General features: G+C 50.8%; 12 protein-coding genes and 2 tRNA genes. 4 read left to right on the top strand and 10 right to left on the bottom strand.

The features are described 5' to 3' along the window. Positions 1-98: 98 nt before the first annotated feature. Together C2M29_RS14005 and C2M29_RS14000 are read left to right on the top strand one after the other, a co-directional pair. Positions 99-174 (top strand) — tRNA-Glu (locus tag C2M29_RS14005). Between the two features lie 142 nt (positions 175-316). After that, positions 317-392: transfer RNA gene (locus C2M29_RS14000), tRNA-Glu, on the top strand. A gap of 227 nt (positions 393-619) precedes the next feature. Here the strand turns inward: C2M29_RS14000 and gloA are convergent. Then, positions 620-1,018 (bottom strand): lactoylglutathione lyase, encoded by a 399-nt coding sequence (gene gloA, locus C2M29_RS13995; protein ID WP_105190388.1) that lies wholly within the window; start codon positions 1,016-1,018, stop codon positions 620-622. Between the two features lie 210 nt (positions 1,019-1,228). Further along, a complete protein-coding gene (locus C2M29_RS16845; protein ID WP_105190387.1) occupies positions 1,229-6,829 on the bottom strand; it encodes a S8 family serine peptidase in 5,601 nt (1,866 codons plus the stop codon). 109 nt (positions 6,830-6,938) lie between these two features. Between C2M29_RS16845 and C2M29_RS13985 the strand changes: the two genes are divergently transcribed. Further along, a complete protein-coding gene (locus C2M29_RS13985) occupies positions 6,939-10,106 on the top strand; it encodes a ligand-binding sensor domain-containing protein (RefSeq protein ID WP_105190386.1) in 3,168 nt (1,055 codons plus the stop codon). Continuing rightward, positions 10,103-10,750, top strand: coding sequence for a response regulator (locus C2M29_RS13980; RefSeq protein WP_105190385.1), 648 nt, complete (start codon positions 10,103-10,105; stop codon positions 10,748-10,750). The genes C2M29_RS13985 and C2M29_RS13980 overlap by 4 nt, the downstream gene beginning before the upstream one ends. Before the next feature lie 43 nt (positions 10,751-10,793). On the opposite strand, the gene nth is transcribed toward C2M29_RS13980, so the two are convergent. The 8 genes from nth to C2M29_RS13940 form a co-directional block, all read right to left on the bottom strand. Further along, the gene (gene nth, locus C2M29_RS13975) at positions 10,794-11,426 is read right to left on the bottom strand and encodes an endonuclease III (protein WP_105190384.1); all 633 of its coding nucleotides are present in this window, start codon (positions 11,424-11,426) and stop codon (positions 10,794-10,796) included. Positions 11,427-11,464: 38 nt separating this feature from the next. Further along, positions 11,465-12,166 carry an electron transport complex subunit E gene (locus C2M29_RS13970; RefSeq protein WP_105190383.1) on the bottom strand — a complete coding sequence of 234 codons (702 nt, stop codon included), beginning with the start codon at positions 12,164-12,166 and terminating at the stop codon, positions 11,465-11,467. Next, entirely contained in the window at positions 12,163-12,804 is a 642-nt protein-coding gene (gene rsxG / locus C2M29_RS13965; protein WP_105190382.1) for an electron transport complex subunit RsxG, read from the bottom strand. The genes C2M29_RS13970 and rsxG overlap by 4 nt, the downstream gene beginning before the upstream one ends. Continuing rightward, positions 12,801-13,859 (bottom strand): electron transport complex subunit RsxD, encoded by a 1,059-nt coding sequence (gene rsxD / locus C2M29_RS13960; RefSeq protein WP_105190381.1) that lies wholly within the window; start codon positions 13,857-13,859, stop codon positions 12,801-12,803. The genes rsxG and rsxD overlap by 4 nt, the downstream gene beginning before the upstream one ends. Further along, positions 13,856-16,231: an electron transport complex subunit RsxC gene (rsxC, locus tag C2M29_RS13955; protein ID WP_105190675.1), complete on the bottom strand. Its 2,376-nt coding sequence runs from the start codon at positions 16,229-16,231 to the stop codon at positions 13,856-13,858. Before rsxC ends, rsxD begins: the two co-directional genes overlap by 4 nt. A gap of 11 nt (positions 16,232-16,242) precedes the next feature. Further along, positions 16,243-16,797, bottom strand: a complete 555-nt coding sequence (rsxB, locus tag C2M29_RS13950) for an electron transport complex subunit RsxB (RefSeq protein ID WP_105190674.1) — start codon at positions 16,795-16,797, stop codon at positions 16,243-16,245. Positions 16,798-16,799: 2 nt separating this feature from the next. After that, a complete protein-coding gene (gene rsxA / locus C2M29_RS13945; protein WP_105190380.1) occupies positions 16,800-17,381 on the bottom strand; it encodes an electron transport complex subunit RsxA in 582 nt (193 codons plus the stop codon). Between the two features lie 117 nt (positions 17,382-17,498). After that, positions 17,499-18,530 carry a LacI family DNA-binding transcriptional regulator gene (locus C2M29_RS13940; RefSeq protein ID WP_105190379.1) on the bottom strand — a complete coding sequence of 344 codons (1,032 nt, stop codon included), beginning with the start codon at positions 18,528-18,530 and terminating at the stop codon, positions 17,499-17,501. Between the last annotated feature and the right edge of the window lie 453 nt (positions 18,531-18,983).

Raw genomic sequence — 18,983 nt, 5'->3', positions numbered from 1 at the left:
CCCTTTCACGGCGGTAACAGGGGTTCGAATCCCCTAGGGGACGCCACTTAACTCGTATGGTAAGAGTTTAAATAACCAGTCCTAGTGACACACTTTGTGTCCCCTTCGTCTAGAGGCCTAGGACACCGCCCTTTCACGGCGGTAACAGGGGTTCGAATCCCCTAGGGGACGCCACTTAACTCGTATGGTAAGAGTCTAAATAACCAGTCCTAGTGACAAAAGCATGTGTTTTTGTAATTAGGCCGCTCAGCCTCCTTGGCTCGGCAGTCGCACTTACAAAAATTCATCGAAGCAATGCTTCGAAATGCAAATTTTTGTCCCCTTCGTCTAGAGGCCTAGGACACCGCCCTTTCACGGCGGTAACAGGGGTTCGAATCCCCTAGGGGACGCCACTCTTTTCCTATTCTTATCAAATTTTAATATCTATCTAAAAGCCATATCTGGTGGACTTTCGGTCTTTGCCGACCAACCTAACTTAATTCTCACGTCATGCGTCAAGCCCTCAATTATGTATCGCCCTTAGCCATACCCATCGAGGATCAGACCTTGCTCTCCTTGTTAAATAACTGGCTGTTAAAAACGGCGGTGCAACCTGGTTAGGTAACCGCCGTTTTTTAGATTAGAAGCTGGTGTATTCTTTTTTCTGAATAAGTTCGATGGCATAACCATCGGGGTCTTTCACAAAAGCGATTTCCGTGGTGCCCCCCTTTACCGGACCCGGCTCACGACTAATGACCCCACCTGCGGCGCGAATATCGTCACACGCCTTGTAAATATCATCATACTCGATAGCGATATGGCCATAGGCCGTGCCCAGTTCGTAGCTATCCTGATCCCAGTTGTATGTCAGCTCAAGCACGGTATGGTCTTTCTCCTCACCATAGCCAACAAAGGCCAGGGTATAGCGATATTCTTCATTGTCTGCTCGGCGCAGCTCCTTCATCCCTAAAACTTGCGTGTAAAACTCAATTGAACGTTCTAAATTGCCCACGCGTAACATGGTGTGTAATAAGCGCATGATGCCACCTTACATTGCATATATGAAAAGACGCCATGGGCTTATCAGCAAAGCTCCCGATAGCACACAGCATAATAACCGGCTACTTTAACGTTAAACCTCAGGGGCCACAACCGCCAATTGGACAACAAAGCGGTGCCATAAATACAAAAATGCCGCTCAGGATTGAGCGGCATGGGTTAACACTAACTTAGTGTCGGGCTTATGATGTTAGGCCTTTTGACGGCGCAGCCAAGCAAAAGGAAGCAGTAGCATGAGCCAGGCAAATGAACCACTTGAACTCTTTTTCTCTGCAACCGTACTTTGCTCGGTTACCGTCACATTGACGCTTGAGGTTACTTCTTCTGTGCCATCGGAAACGGTAACAGTGAAGGTATGAGTACCAACGCTCAAACCACTTACCGACGTAGTGGCTGCAGTTTGGTCTGCAATTGAGCCAGGACCTTCCCACAGGTAAGACAATTCATCACCGTCCACATCTGCTGCGCCAGCGGACAAGGTGATACTTGAGCCTTCAACAACTTGAGCGCTGTTTACACTCGCCTCTGCCGTCGGGGCGTGATTGACTGCCTCAATTTGCTCGGTTACCGTCACAGTGACGCTTGAGGTTACTTCTTCTGTGCCATCGGAAACGGTGACAGTGAAGGTATGAGTGCCTACGCTTAAATCACTTACCGAGGTAGTGGCTGCAGCGCTATCTGCAATCGAGCCAGGACCTTCCCACAGGTAAGACAATTCATCACCATCCACATCGGCTGCACCAGCGGACAAGGTGATGCTTGAGCCTTCAACAACTTGCGTGCTGTTTGCACTTGCCTGTGCCGTCGGCGCGTCATTGACGGCCTCGACATTGAGCATAAATGTGGTGCTCATAGCATCCGTTGGGTAGTTGTTATCGCTCACTTTCACCGTTACTTGCGTTTCACCACTGAAGTCCGGATCCGGTGTAATATCTATGGTTGAACCGCTTTGGTGGCCATTTACTGTGGCCGTGAAGCCTTCACCGCTAACGGAGATGGTGTTAGACACATTGTCGTTATCCATATAGTCGACACGAATACCGCTCACCGTTTGCTCTTCCATCGTCGTTACATCGTCGATAGAGAACAAAGTGATATTCGATGGGAAACTAATCGTTTTGCTCATTGCCATCATAGGTTCACCTTCGATGTCAGCATTCACTGTTACATCAAAGTCTTGACCAATAGAATGGGCATTTGAGCTGGCAACTATGTGTACTTTGAACGCGGTCACTTCCGGGCCATCGTAATCAAGGCACACCACCATGTCATCCTTGAGATACTCATCAAGTAAGCCATAGTTGTCATCCCAAGGAACGATACTCTGGTTTGTCCAACCGTAGAATGGCGAGCGTTGGTCCATTGGCCCACGGAAGCCACGAATACCGGCAGAAGCAAATTCCATCACACCGAGACCGGCTTGGATACCCGTGCCGTTACCGTTCCAATCTTCAAAGTGCAGGTTGTCATAGGCGTAAATAACTTCATAGGCACCAGGGGAGTGGTCGTAGCCACGGGCAATAATTGCCTGGGCATCCACTCGCATATCATTGCCTTCGAGTGGTTCATACTCAAAATCAAGACCGCAACTGAAGTAATCACAGCCATTTTTACCTTGCATATGTTGCAGGTTGTCCCACTCAACGACTACGTGCGTACCTGAGCCGGTTCCTGGGTCGACAAGTCGAGTAACCGTAATACCCGCAACCTCACTTTCGGGCAGGGCGTTACCCTCAGCATCGTTCACTTGGTAAGGTGCGCCCCACGCCATTTCTTTAGCCATCACAGGGTGGAAGCGGTTATACCAGAATGCCCCCATCAGTTGCGCCGGACTGTTAAAGTTGTCAGCGGCAAAGCGGTAGCTCAATGTGACTGCGCCATCAAAGTCAATTGCACCGGTTGGGTGAATGTAGAGGCTATCTGACGCATTACCAAACTCATAGTTGTGGAACAGCGCAAATTGCTCGTCTTTTTCTTTATCGGTAAAGAGTGTCGAGAAGGGGATTTGCCATGCGCCGTCCAATGGAATAACCGGGGCGCTGGGCTCAGGTTGAATACCGTAAGAGAGCAGGTCGATATAGCCACCGTTTCCTACCGGCGTCTTACATGACTGATCGGTAATGGAGTCGGTGATATGGTACATGGACTTGCGGCCTTGGCTGTTGTTTTGCACGCCAGAGACCACAAAGCTATTGCCCTCAATTGCTACTTCGCCTGTGATGAAGCCATTGTTTGATAGATACACATCATCCAAGGTCAAGCCTTCTGGTAACTCAGCACTGATGTTGAAGGTGCGGTCACCGCCAGAAACATTCGGCAGCACATCCAGTTCGAAGGCGATTTTATCACCGGCAATAGCCCGCGCTTTATCGCTATGGAAGCTGACCACATCATCACCGCGATTAACGTTGATCGATACTAAACCAAGGTTATCCGGGTTTTGGCTGTCCGAGCCCAGCTCAATGGCACCGTAGTGACGCTCACCCGTTTGCTGCTCAAAGTTGTTAAATTTAACGGTGATATCAGACAGTACTTCAGAATCTGTCACGGCACTGACCGAGCCCTCGGCATTCTCAGCCTTGTTACCAAGCACCACGGCCGTCGCTACCTTGTGCGGGAACCAGGCATCTTCTTTGCCGCGCCAATACCACTTGTTCTGGTTGTTTTCTTCCCAAACTACCCAGTATTTGCCGGCGTCTGGATAAGGAATATTACAGAACTCGGTCACTTCGGCGTTTTTAACCGTAGACCTACAGATAACTTCATCGTCGTATTGAACCTGGTTGTCGCCGTTAGCGTCGATACCCACGTAAATACTGATATTACCTTTGTCTGCGTTAAGCTCGTCTTCAACCGTTGCCGGACCAGAGCTGACATGTTCGGCGATAAAGCGAACCGCATCTTCAGGTACATCCACCCAAGAAACGTGAAGCGTTTCACTCGACGTATCTTGTTTAACTGGGAACATTTCAGAGCCATTGCCATTTGGCAGCTCTTTAAGCAATAGCTCTTCGATATTCGCTTGCACCGGCTCATACACAGTCACCTGTGGTGCCGTGGCTTTACCAAGTGGCTGGTTATCCAAGCGGAAGGTGGGTGCATCCGTGTGTGAAGTAAATTCAACGATCTCAGGCAGCTTGCCACTGTCCAGAGACATTTCCACATTCATTTGCGACACAGGCACGGCAGGGTCTTGAGCAATTAACTGTACCTTGCCAAATACCGTGGCACCGCGGGCACTGTCGGTAATACTTTGAGCATTTTGCCAGCTGCCCGTGATCGACAAGCGCTGCGTCTCACCTTTTTTCAGGGTAAATTGCTTAGGTTCAACATCGACATGGACACTGTATTCATCGGTAATCGTGCTCACATCCCAAGTGCCATCGACCGTTGCCGTAACTTCTCGGATCCAGTTACAGCGATAGAAACAGCGTTCGTCCACCATATTAGGGGTGTTTAATGCACCTAAGTTGCCACCGCCATATGGGTTAGTAAGCTGATAGTGCTCAACCGGTACATGCATGATAAGGCCCGCATTGATTGCTTTATCAACTTGGGCAATACCCGAGCCATGGAACCAAGGGTGAATGTTGTCATAGCGGCCCAACGCATTTTTTACATCATCATTGGCAGTGAGCTGAATGGCAGACATCACCTCGGATGGGGACCACTCGGGATGTGCTTGACGCACGAGTGTCATAGCACCGGCAATATGCGGGCTGGCCATGGAAGTACCACTTTTAACACCGTAATCTGCCGGCCCAATTGAGCCAATCGCAACCTGAGCACCATAGGTGAAGGGTTGATCTGTTGTGTCTGCGGCAAGGATATCCGAACCCGGAGCGGCAATACCAGGTGCCGTTGCTTCACGGTACTGAGGCACAGCTGCATGACCGATTGAGCTGAACATAGACATGGCATCGACCATGTTTTCTCTATGCTTAATGGTGTTATTTGATTTAGGGATCGTTAAGCGGTGATCAGCACCTTCACTCAACCAAGCGACAAATTCGTTAGCGTTGCTTAGAGGTGTCATGCCAAGTGGAATGTCAGTTTCCAAGGTATAGTGCATGTTGGTGTTTGATGACTCGGTATTGTAAACAACTACAGCCGCAGCACCTGCGTCTTTAGCATGCTTTACTTTGTTGGCGAGGGAGCCATTTTCACTATTGCTGTCGGAGCGGGCGCAGAACACGATTTCACCATTGGTAAAGGTGTTGGCAAAGGGCTGTTCACAGAATTCGTTGCCATAATCAGAGGCCAGTACCACAGGGCCCGTAATGTCACTTAAGAATGTCCCGTAGATATCCGTACGCCAGCTGCGAGGAGGGGTAATGCCTCCCTCTAGGTTAATAGCGCGAGATGATTGGGCGATGGAAAACGAACGGCCCGTTTGTGTTGAGCCTACGGAGAGTACCCAAGGAGAGACGTGCTGCACGGAGCGATAGGTTCCCGCGTTACCGGCAGAGGCCGACACGTTTATGCCCGCTTCATGAGCGGCTAAGAAGGCCAGCTCCACGTCGTCGTTGTGGGGATCCCAACCACCGGAGATCGAGTAGTTAATAACGTCTACGCCATCAATGATTGCTTGTTCAATTGCGGCAACCAGGGGTACGGTTGGACAGCCGATGTATTTATCCAAGGCACCGACCTGACCGGGTAAACAGGCCTGGTATGAAATAATGTTGGCATGAGGAGCCACACCGGATACTTGGTCTAACGTAATACCTGTCTCAATGCCCTGTGAGGTAGCAGCCAGTGCAGGCAGTTTATGTTTTACGTTATATACGATGTTACCCGCGGCGGTACTTGCGGTATGGGAGCCATGGCCATTGAAGTCCAAGCCCACTTCAGGACGAGTTTCACCGTAAGGTCCCGCTTCTGGGTCGCTGTAGGCCGAGGTAATATCTGGGTGTGACCAAATACCAATAAGTTTGTCATTACACAGGTCTTCATAGCCGTCGATTTTACAATCGTGAAGGTAGTTGCCACTGCCCAGTGGGTTCATTACGGTATAGCCGTCATCACCCGTGGCTTGGAACATAGGGTGATCTGGATTAATACCCGTATCAACGACACCTACGAGCATGCCTTCACCCTTTAGGCCCGTGCTGGAGCCATACTGAGTGTTTGCCCATGCCTCTTTTGTGCCAATGCGTCCGTGGCTGGTATCCGTCAGTAGATCATAGGTTTGTACCGCGCGCACGCTGGCTACTTCTGGCAGCTTCGAAAGGCGCTCTGCATCGGCGGTGCTTAAATGTGAGGCAATACCATTGATAGCAATTTGAAAACTATGCTCGACCGCGATATTGATACCGGTTTGGCGCTTAACGCTTGAAACGAAACTTGTTTGTTTATGCTTCAACGAGTCAATGTAGTTCGCCACCTCAGGCTTGGCCAGTGGATTTTGCTGGCGTGCGCCGAGCGTATTGTCAGCAAATAAGGCGGTTTGTGAACCGTCTTGTTGCAGCTCTTTATGCAGGGCAGCCGGCGTATCGCGAAGGCGAATTAAATAGGTATGCGAAGGAGCATCATCAGGCCCGGCAACAAATTTTTGGGGTGGTCGAATCATCACATTACGACCATTACCCTGAAGCAGTGATGGCTCTTCAATATTGGCCTTTTGCGCTTCCATACGGGCTGCAATGGCTTGAGAGTTAAATTCGATTTTATCTACTTTTAGTGCCGAATTAGGCGCTGAAGGCAAGGTCGTAGCACCAAGGCTCGCTACATACATTGCGGTTAAGGTAGCTAAAGCAGTTTTAGCAAAAACCTTGTTATGACGTTTCATTTTTCCATCCTGTTGATTAGATGATTGTTATTGTTGGTGGTGAATAAGCATTCACCTTTTAGGGTTATAACAACTTGGTTTTCGGGAGGGTATTAGGGGAAACCCTAGTATGAAATGTACCGAATTTAGCCTCTTGACCCCGGATCTATGGGCGCGGTATTGTTTCTCGATTGTTTTTTTTGTAGAAAAAATATTGAAGTTTGTTGCATTTTTTGTCATTACACTGAGTATTCAAAGTGCTTTTGCGAGTCTAAGTTTTCATCATGTCGGCATTGATCTGGGTTCAATAATCGATATTGAATTCGATAGCCAAGGAGTGATGTGGTTGGCTTCTCGGGAAGGGCTGTATCGCTATGATGGTAGCCGCCTGCAGCATATTTCTTCTGAGGATGGCTTGTCCGACGATGATATACGCTCCTTAGCCGTTGATATGTACGACAATATATGGATAGCCACCAACTCGGGTGGGCTCAATATCTTTGACCCAAAAACGGGTTCTGTACGGCACTTTAGGCAAACATCTTCGCCCAATTCTTTGTCCAATGACTCCGTCTATGATGTCGCCTTTGTCGACAAGGACCGCGCCTGGGTGAGCACGCAAAATGGTCTGAATCTCTTTGATATTCAAAGTGGTACGTTTAAGAGGTATTTTCATAAAGCAAATGACCCTCAGAGTGTTTCCGCTAACTACGGCTATTCGTTATTTGTCGATGATAGCCAAAGGGTATGGGTCGCGACCCTAGGCGGGGGAGTGTCTGTCTATAACCCCGAGCAGGATAACTTTGAACAAATCTGGTTGAGTCGTTACACCACATATAAAAACAGTGATGGGGTGTTTGCGGTCAGACAGTTGTCATCAGAGCAGTTCTTATTTGCCACGCGTACCGGCCTGTATCGCTATCACTACCCCAGTAAGCAACTAGAACCGGTGACTCTTTCGTCTGAACCAGGACAAGAGCTCGGAACCGTGACCGACTTGGTGTTAGATGAGAGCAAAGTCTTTGTCTCCACGCTCAATGACGGTGTCTTCGTCTATGATATTCAAACGGCTTCACTGAGCGCCGCTAATCCGAGCGAGTTGGGTTCCCGTCTGCAGACGCCCGCGGTGCCCATTTATAGTTTGGCCTTATACGAATCCCAGCTGTTTATAGCCACTTTAAGTAAGGGCCTATATAGCTCAAGGATTAATTATAACGACCTCGACGCACGGCTAATGCGCACGGATGTGATGGGCGACCTGACCAATATCACCAGTGTGGATATTGTTGACAATGGAGACGCTGTATTTGGTAGCTTTGGTGCTGGCTTGATGGTGACCCAAGGCGATGAGTCATTGATGAGAATTGACAAAGGAAGCGTTCAAGGGATATCCGCCGCTCAGTTCCGGCGTCTACGAGAATACTACCCAGAAATAGCCAAAGTCGGGATCCTGGCCGTTGATTTTGATACCGAGCGAAATAGGCTTTATTTGGGCACCACGGTGGGGTTATGGGCTATCGACTTGAATACCGAGCAGTTGCTGAAAATTCCTCGCTATCGGCAGACAGAGATTGGCTATGTGAACGCCTTACACATAGACGACAAAGGCGATGTCTGGTTTGGCAGTGGTGGTTTAGGTTTGATGCTTTGGTCGGGAAAATCGAAGCTCTTGATAGGCTTTGGCGAGCGTGAAGTGCCAAACTCGGGGCTCAGTGGCGACTATGTCACGACGTTACAAAGGGATGGACGCTATCTCTGGGTAGGTACCCGCTCCAATGGCCTCAGTCGGTGTGAGATCAAACCCTTAAAATGTGAACACATAGACTCGCTCAGTGGCAGCGCATCACATTTTAATGTGACATCAATCGCTAAGTTGAGTAATGGCAACATCATGTTTGCAACTCGAGGTGGTGGGGTATTTGAGGTAACGAATACGAATACGAGTTCAGGCACCAGCCTGCACAATGTCACCGAGGAGCAGGGCTTAAACTCAAACATTATTTTGGCCATTGAGGAAGACAGTGATGGCAGTGTTTGGCTAGCCACCGCCAAGGGACTTTCAAGGCTAAGTCAAAGCCGTAGTGATGTTGTCAATTATCCCATCGATGAGTTGGTAGGCCCCCCCCAATTCAATGCCCATGCCAGTGCTCAAAACGAGAATGCGCTTTTCTTCGGTGGACTCGAGGGCGTGATACGAATTAACAAGCATACAAAAATGCCTGCAGACGTTGAACATGCGCTGCTTTTAAATGCGAAGGTGAAGCAAGAAGACAAGACGTTGAAGATCACCACCAATAGTTCCTTGTCGGTGGGCCCAAGAAGCATCATCGAACTCGATTTTGCCTTGTTGGATTATGGCGTAGGCACGAAGGAATATGAGTATCGACTCAGTGCCCATGAGGCCTGGCAAGCCATTGGTGCGACCCAACAATTCTTGCTGCACCATTTGTCTGCGGGGAGTTACCAAATCCAGGTTCGTAGTCGAGATTTCACCGGCCGATGGCAATACAGCAAGCCCCTGCTTGTGAAGGTAAACCCACACTGGTGGCAAACACCCTGGTTTGTTTTATTCCTAGTCTGTGGGACGCTTGTTGCCATGTGGTGGTGGCACAAAATGCGCACCCAAAGGCTGCATCAGCGCAATCAGGATTTATTGCGTTTACAAGCGTTAAAGCAGCAGGCAAAGGAGCAAGAAAGACGGCACATATCCCGGGAATTGCACGATGAAATAGGGCAAAACCTGACGGCGTGCAAACTCGGTCTGCAAATGCTTAACTTGCAACAGCAAAGCCCCGCCGTGTGTGCTCAAGTCGCGGGGAGCGTTTCCTTGCTTGATAAAATTATCAGCCAAACACGTGATTTAACCCAGTCTCTGCGACCACCCATGCTCGATGAATTAGGGCTGTTTGCGGCATTGGACAGATACTTTATAGAGCTACAAAAGCGAACCAACACACGGCTCTGTGTGTATTTACAGCCAGATCTGGAGTCAAGCATTAGCCGCCACGGTGAACTGGCCTTCAGGGTGATTCAAGAGGCGGTGAATAATGCCTTGAAGCACGCCAACGCCAGTACCATAGAGGTGAGTGTGACGCGGGTGCGAGAGCACCTGGTACTGACGGTGGCCGATAATGGCGTCGGCATCGAGCTAAAAGATATTGAGCAATGTATTCGCAGCGGCAAGCATCTTGGCTTACTGGGGATGCGCGAGCGCTTATACCAGGTTAAGGGCGATTTAATTATTAACGCAGGGCGTCACAAAGGCTGCAAAATCAAAGCAAGGATCCCATTACAATGACAGCGATAGAAAGCTTGGTCATGGCGGATGATCATGAATTGGTACGCTCGGGTTTAAAGAGCTTGATTCAACAACAATTTCCAGAGATCCCCGTGCTGGAAACTGGGTCCGGCGATGGCGCGCTGGCGTTGATCCTCGAACAGCGGCCTGCATTGGCCCTGCTGGATGTAACGCTGCCAACGATGAATGGTTTGGATGTGGTTGCCAGTGCACGAAAGGCGGGATTCAAGGGCAAAATAATCATGCTCTCCATGCATCACTGGCCAAAGTATGTTGCCCGAGCCTGGCTCAACGGGGCCAATGGCTATGTGTTGAAAGACTCTGCCTTTGAAGAGTTGCTGGTGGCCATTAATTCGGTGATGAAGCATGAGCGCTATTTATCAAAAGGCATTTGTGCCCAGGCCGTAGAAGATGTTTTAGAGTACATGGATGCGGAGCAAGAAGAGCTGCTTACACCGCGGCAAAGGCAGGTATTGCAATTAGTGGCAGAAGGGCACTCGTCCAAGTACATCGCTAACCAACTCAATGTCAGTTTAAAAACCGTTGAGGCTCACCGCAGCTCAATTATGAACAGGCTAGGCATTCATGATCTTGCCGGCTTGATTAAAGCGGCGATCAGTTTGGGACTCACCGAGCTGGATTAGTGAAAAGGGCCTGACGATTGCCGCTACTAAGCTTTTTATTGAGCTATTCGGTCTTGTACTTAAATTCACATAGGTCTTCGATAATACAGCTACCACAGCGCGGTTTACGCGCCACACAGGTGTAACGGCCATGGAGAATAAGCCAGTGGTGCACATCGACCTTAAACTCTTTGGGCACCACTTTTTCCAGCTTTTGCTCAACCGCCACCACGTCTTTACCCATGGCAAACTTGGTACGGTTGGAAACGCGAAAGATATGGGTGTCCACGGCTATGGTCGGCCAGCCAAAGGCGGTGTTAAGGACCACGTTGGCGGTTTTTCTGCCTACGCCGGGAAGGGCTTCTAAGGCCTCGCGATTTTCCGGTACTTCGCCGCCATGCTGCTCAACCAGAATTTGGCACATTTTGTAGACATTATTGGCTTTAGAGTTGAACAGGCCGATGGTTTTAATGGCTTCGCGCAACTCTTCTAGGCCTAAATCAAGAATCGCTTGTGGCGTATTGGCGCGTGGAAAAAGCTTGCGGGTGGCTTTGTTAACGCCCACATCCGTAGCCTGCGCAGACAAGGTAACGGCAACCAGCAGCTCAAACGGCGAGCTGTATTCCAGCTCTGTTTCTGGATGAGGATTGGCTTCGCGTAAACGCTCTAAAATCAGGCGTCGTTTTTCTTTATTCATGTTCTGCCCTTATGGTTGTTAAGCTGCGCCGCCGAGCGCTAGTCTAAGCTGGTGACCCGAGCTCGAGGCCCTTTCACCTGCTCGACATTCGGTGCCAGTTGTTTCGCCTTTAACTGCGCGTCAATCAGGTTTTTAGCGGCAATCAGCAAGCCCAAACCGATAAAGGCACCTGGGGGTAAGATGGCCAGCAAAAATTGATGATCAAAATGAATGATGTCCATGCGCAGGCTCTGTGCCCAGGGCCCCAGTAGCAGGTCGGCCCCATCGAACAAGGTGCCTTGGCCAATCAATTCGCGCATGGCGCCAAGGACACACAAAATCAGTGCAAAACCAAAGCCCATCATCAAGCCATCCCAGGCGCTGAGCAGGGCGTTATTCTTTGAAGCAAATGCCTCGGCACGACCGATAATGGCGCAGTTGGTTACGATCAAGGGAATGAAAATCCCCAGTGATTGATACAGGCCGAAGGTAAAGGCATTCATCAACAATTGAATGATGGTGACGAAGGCGGCAATGATCATAACAAATACGGGAATACGTATGTCTTTTGGCACCCAGTTGCGTACCAGGGACACGGTGACATTTGAACCCACTAATACCAACAGGGTGGCTATGCCAAGCCCGAGAGCATTGGTGATGGTGCTGCTCACCGCCAGCAGCGGACACAGGCCAAGCAGTTGCACTAGGGCCGGGTTATTAGCCCAGACACCGTCTTTAAAAAGGGTTTTGTAATCACTCATGATGACTCTCCCGGGTTGCAGCTATTGTCCGCTTGGGCCAGGGTGTTGAAATTATGCTGTGCATAAAGGACGGTGTTTTTTACCGCACCGACCACGGCGCGCGGGGTTATGGTGGCCCCGGTAAACTGATCAAAGGTACCGCCGTCTTTTTTCACCGCCCAACGGCGGTCGTCCTGGCTGCGCACCTGCTGAGAACTAAAGCTGTTGATCCAGTTACTGCGTTTGGCTTCAATCTTATCGCCGAGTCCTGGGGTTTCGTTGTGTTTGGTTACACGCACGCCCGCAACCTTACCGTCGGGGTAGATAGCGCTGAGCAGCTCGATATTGCCGCTGTAGCCATTCGGTGCCGTGCTTTGCATCACTAAGGCCACCACCTCACCTTGCTTGCGTGCCCGGTAGACCGTGTAGCTAGGATGTGGCCCCAGCTCCTGACTGCGTACCTGGGTGCAGTCAAGATACAACTCGTTATCATAGGCGGACTCGGGCAGTACCTGATGCAGCAGACCCTGTAGTTGTTTTTTCTCTTGGATGGCAATCTTAGGCGCGGTGAACTGCTGTACCAAGGTAACCGCACCGGTTGTCACCAACGCGAAGGCCGTCAAAATAGCGCCATTTTTGACCATAGATGAGACAATCATGATTTTGCTCCATGCCCATAGGTGCGTGGTTGTGTGTAATGGTCAATCAGAGGTACCGCCATGTTCATCAAGAGTACGGCAAAAGCCACCGCATCCGGATAGCCACCGAAGCTGCGGATCAGGTAGACGATTACGCCGATGGCGGCGCCGTAAATCAGGCGACCGCGATTAGTCGTGGATGCTGACACCGGATCCGTGGCGATGAAAAAGGCACCCAGCATGGTGGCTCCGCTAAGCAGATGAAATGCTAAGCCGGGTTGATTGCCCGAATCGAAGATATAGCCGATGCTGGCACACAGCGACAGGGCACCGAGCATGGCCACCGGAATGTGCCAATTGATCACCCGCTGTTGCAGTAACAACAAGCCACCAAGTAAATAAGCGGCGTTAACCCATTGCCAACCCAAGCCGGCGGTCTCGGTAAAAACAGGCTTTGTCATGCTCTCGGCCACGGTCAAACCATGGCTGACATCGGTCCGTAAGGTATCCAAGGGGGTGGCCATGGTAATGCCATCTACGTTGGAGCGCAGTTGCTCTAAGCTGTATCCGCTTTGAGTGTAGTTACTAAAAATCATGGCCAGCTCATCGACTAGGCTAACTTGATGGTGCATTAACTCCGCCGGCGGTAACCAGGAGGTCATTTGCACAGGGAAAGACACCAGCAGCAATACATAGCCCGCCATGGCCGGATTAAAGAGGTTGCCGCCCAAACCACCATAAAGCTGCTTTACAAACACGATGGCGAAGAAGCAGCCGAGCACTATCACCCACCAAGGTGCTAATGGCGGAATACTTACCGCCAATAACAGCCCCGTCAACCAGGCACTGCCGTCTTGCAGGGTATGCCAGACTGGGCGGCCGCGCAAATACAGCACACCGGCTTCAAACAGGGTGACACACACCAGGGCTAACACCAGTTGGATCAGCACCCCGGTACCAAAAAAGTAGCATTGTGCCAATATTCCCGGCACTGCTGCTAGGGCCACCATCAGCATCACTGTGGTGAGCGATTTGTGGCTGTGCTTATAAGGTGAACTCATCATATTGAGCTTCATGAGGGATCCTCATCATCTGAGTTATTGGCCGCGTCACGGGCGGCTTTTTTGGCCTTGGCGCGAGCGATAGCGGCTGCGACGGCCGCTTTCTTTTTATCTTCGGGAGACTGCTCTGGTGCAGGCGGGTTTGTGTCATCGCCAGCTTCGGCTGCCTTGGCCGCTTTCTTCGCTTTGGCGCGGGCTATCGCCGCAGCAACCGCAGCTTTTTTCTTTTCTTCGGGCGATTGCGCCTCTGACGATGCCGTGTCAGCGTCTGCATATTGCTCAGTCGGAGGCTCGGCCGCGGCTTGCGCTGCCTTCTTCGCTTTAGCCCGTGCGATCGCCGCTGCGACGGCCGCTTTCTTTTTATCCTCAGGAGATTGCTCTGGCGCAGGTGTGGTTACATCACCGCTTGTTTCGGCCTGGGTATCGCCGGCTTCGGCTGCCTTGGCCGCTTTCTTCGCTTTGGCACGAGCTATGGCAGCGGCTACGGCGGCCTTTTTATCGTCCTGCGCTGGCGCATCGGCGTCTTTGGCTTGCGCCGCCTTTTTTGCTTTGGCGCGAGCTATGGCTGCGGCTACAGCGGCCTTTTTATCGTCCTGCGCCGGTGCGTCAGCGTCTTCGGCTTGCGCCGCTTTTTTTGCTTTGGCACGAGCGATAGCTGCGGCCACAGCGGCTTTTTTATCGTCTTTTGCATCCGGCTCAGAGGTGCCCGATTGTTGCTTTTGCTCTTTATACAGGCGTGCCTGTTCTTTGCGTGCGGCGCGCTCCTGCGCTACGTCACTGTTATCCGGCTCAAGTTGCTCGCCGGCCTTTTTCGCTTTCGCTCGGGCAATGGCAGCGGCGACCTTGTCTTTGTCATCGCTCTTGTCTGCTTGCTTGCGTTTTACTCGCGCCAGCGCCTCGGCCACCTTCTCTTTGCTTTGACTGTCTTGCTCTGTGCTGCGACGAGGGCGCTTATGGCGGTTACGGCGCTCTTCTTGTTCACGCTCCAAGCGCTCTTTGCGGGCCTCAAAGCGCTCCTTGGCGCGCTCTGATTTGATCTGTTCGATTTGCTGCTCGCGAATTTCCGCTTTGGCCACACGATAATACTGCACCAGTGGAATTTCGCTGGGGCAGACATAGGCACAGGCACCGCACTCGATGCAATCAAATAACTGGTGCTCTTCGAGCTTTTTGTATTCCTTGGTTTTGGCAAACCATTGTAGCTGCTGCGGCAACAGAGAGGCCGGGCAGGCGTCGGCACAGGCGCTGCAGCGAATACAGGCGCGCTCTTCGCCAGGCATTGGCATTTCTGCTTCGCTTGGAGCCAAAATACAGTTAGTGGTTTTCACCACGGGAATGCGCACCGTGGGTAGGGTAAAGCCCATCATGGGACCGCCCATGATCACCCTTTGCATCGGCTCAGGGGTGAAGCCTTGCTGTGTCAACAGGTGTTTTACCTCGGTACCCAGTAAAGCCCAAACGTTTCGCTGTTCGGCCAGCGTGTCGCCGGTAACTGTGACCACACGCTCAATAAGTGGCTTACCCAGCTCTACCGCCTGCTGGATCGCGTACATGGTGCCAACGTTTTGCACCAGCACGCCGATATCGGCGGGGATACCGCCGGCAGGCACTTCTTTTGACGTTAAAATTTGGATTAGCTGTTTTTCCCCCCCGGATGGGTACTTGGTGGGGATGGCGCGTACCTGCATATCGTCAATATTGGCACAGGCCTGCTCCATGGCTGCTATCGCCTTGGGTTTGTCGTCTTCGATAGCGATAAGAGTGAGCTTGGGTTGCAACAGATGGCGCAATACCTCGATACCGCGAACGATTTCCTCACTGTGCGCTTGCATCAGCACATCATCGGCGCTGATATAGGGCTCGCATTCGGCGCCATTAATGATCAGCACATCGATTTGTTGCTTGGTTGAGGCCTTAATATAGGTCGGGAAGCCAGCGCCGCCCATGCCTGAAATACCGGCAAAATGCAGTATGTCTACCAAGCGCTCTGCAGTCAGCTCGCGGTAGTTAGGGTGGGGCACTAACTCACACCAACGGTCTTCGCCATCGGGTTCGATAATAATGCTGAGCTCCGGCAATGCCGATGGGTGAGCCGAAGGCATTGGGGTAATATCGATGATGCGACCGGACGTAGGTGCATGCACCGGTACCGACCAGTTGGCATGAGGTTTGGTTAACGCCTGACCCTTAAGTACCTGCTCATGAACATTTACCAGCAGGTGTCCCTGAGCACCGATATGTTGTTTTACAGGTAAAACTAAACGTGGTGGCAGTGGCAAAATATGGATGGGCAGCGAGTTTGACTGGCTTTTGTTCACCGGTGGGTGCACGCCACCAGGGCTGGGCCATAGTTGTCCGCGACTAATTCGAGCTAATAAAGAGTCCAACACTGCACCTCTTAATCAATTTGTGTCACGGGGATGGCTTGCAACTGCCATTTCCACGTTTGCTTGGTTTGTGCCACAGGCACCATGTCGATGCAATCCACTGGGCAAGGGTCGACACAGAGATCACAACCGGTACATTCATCAATGAGTACCGTGTGCATCTGTCGTGTGGCGCCGACTATGGCATCGACCGGACAGGCCTGAATACATTTGGTACAGCCAATACATTCGTCTTCGCGAATATAGGCTACTTTTTTCTCTGGTTCGGCCTGCTCACCACCGGCTAACGGGGTTGCTTCTACGCCCATAAGGTCCGCTAATTTTTTGACCGTGGCATCACCGCCTGGTGGGCACTTGTTGACCTCATCACCATTGGCGATGGCTTCCGCATAGGGACGACATCCGGGATAGCCGCACTGACCACATTGGGTTTGCGGCAAAATGGCATCAATTTGCTCGACAATGGGGTCGCTTTCAACGCGAAAGCGTACCGCGGCAAAGCCGAGGATTACGCCGAACACTAACGCTAGGATGCCCACTGCACAAAGGGCGTAAAATAAAATCATCATTAAAACTTAACTAATCCGCTAAAGCCCATAAAGGCCATCGACATTAATCCGGCGGTGACCATGGCAATGGCCGCCCCTTTAAAGGGCACCGGCACATCGGCACCGGCCAAGCGCTCACGCATCGCGGCGAACAGCACCAACACCAGAGAAAAGCCCACGGCAGCGCCGAAGCCGTAGACGGCCGACTCGACAAAACTATGCTGCTCTTTGATATTTAATAATGCCACCCCAAGCACGGCACAGTTGGTGGTGATCAGGGGTAAGAAGATACCGAGCAAGCGGTACAGCGTTGGCGAGGTTTTTTGCACTACCATTTCGGTAAACTGCACTACGACCGCGATCACCAAGATAAAGCTCATGGTGCGCAAAAAAGTCAGCTCTAAAGGCAGCAGGATATATTGATTCACCAGGTAACTAGTGACGGAGGCCAGGGTTAGTACAAAGGTGGTGGCCAACGACATGCCAACGGCGGTATCCAACTTGCTAGATACACCCATAAAGGGGCACAGACCCAAAAACTGTACTAATACGAAATTGTTGACCAATACGGTACTGACAAGCAGTAAGAGATATTCCGTCATAGGCACCCAAGAAGCTGAAAAGAACCGAACTATTATCCTTATTTCTCGGTCATTTCACAACAGTTGCGATGGTCATTCACGATATTGTGGCGGCGTTGTGGCCGCCATCGTCTTTGCTTAGGCGGTTTCAGCGTCGGAGCTGCCGCGGATCACCAAACTTGGGGTGAAGATACGGCAGATGTCTTTGTCCTGGTTGCGCGCTCCTCGGGTTTTGCTAAACAAAAGTCGCGCCGCATGTTGGGAGATCTCGTCATTGTCCTGATGGGCGGTGGTCAGCTTGGGCCAGGTTTGCTTGGAGAAGGGCGAGTCTTCAAAGCCGGTAATGGCCAATTCACCGGGAATGGCAATATTCATTAACCGGGCTGCAAACAAGGCGCCTGCGGCGATTTCATCGTTACCACCCATCACCGCGGTGATGCCCAGGGTATTACCGTCTTTAAGTAGCTCTTTAGCGCCCTCGACGCCAGACTCAAAGGAGTATTCGCCACGGTATAGCAAGCCTTCGCGTGCTTCAATATGATGATCGGCCAACGCTTGCTGGTACCCAGCCAATCGCTCCGCGGTGGATTTGTGTCCCTGATCACCACAAATAAAGGCAATGTTTTTATGGCCTAGTTGCAACAGGTGAGTGGTGATCTCATAGGCCGCAGCAAAGTCATTTACATAAATACAGGAGCTGTTGTCGTTGTTATCGCCGCGACCAGAAAGAATGCGCACATAGTGCATATTCATCTCATCCAGCTCGTCGATAAGGTCCTGTTGCTCCGACAACGGAGGAGTGAGCACCAGTCCTGCAATACGGGAGCGGCGGATCATGGTTTTGAGCTCGTTTTTCATATTGTCGTCGGCATAGCTGCAGGGGTGGATCACCAGCTCATACCCTTCTTGTCGGCAACGAGATAAAACACCGTTTTGCATGTCTATTACATAATAGGCATTGGGGTTGTCATAGACTAAGCCTATGGCGTAGGAGGAAGTTCCGGCAAGGTTACGGGCAGCAAGGTTGGGCTGATAATTAAGCTCTTTGACCGCGGCCATAACTAAATCATGGGTTTTTTTGCGTACCGAAGGCTCGTTATTAATTACCCGCGAAACCGTTTTCATTGACACCCCGGCCAGTTTCGCAACGTCATTGATGGTTACTTTCATGAGCGTTTCTTATTATCTCGGCAGCGCTATGCGGTGCCCGTATTAGTGGCCTAATTAGCTTATCTAATTAGTGACCTAGATGACACAGAACACAGCGGTTTGTATCGGTTTGCCAGATATGGGCGCGCCAATGCTATGTTCGCCGAACTGAGTCAAGTCAAGTTAAGTTGACTTGCCAAACACCTGCTGCTGTTTGCACATAAAAATGACTCTAGGTCAATTTTTCATTGAGTGTATCTAAAGTTATGAATAATTAGCAGAGAAAATTTTAATTTTTCCTAATGATACCGGTGTCAAGGACGAAAATATGCGCTATGATCCGCTCATAAAATTTAAAATTAGCCGTTTGACAGCGTTGTCATTTTAACTTAACGTTTACCTCCAATGGCAGTTTAAATTGCAAGATTGGTGGGTTTGTCCTCGAACTTTCACAAAAATAGAGAAAAATGCAGT

The sequence above is a fragment of the Pseudoalteromonas sp. T1lg48 genome (genome assembly GCF_002964785.1).
In the GTDB taxonomy this organism is placed as follows: Bacteria; Pseudomonadota; Gammaproteobacteria; order Enterobacterales; family Alteromonadaceae; genus Pseudoalteromonas.
Note: the sequence above shows the minus strand (reverse complement) of the source record. Positions and strands in the feature narration are given on the sequence as shown.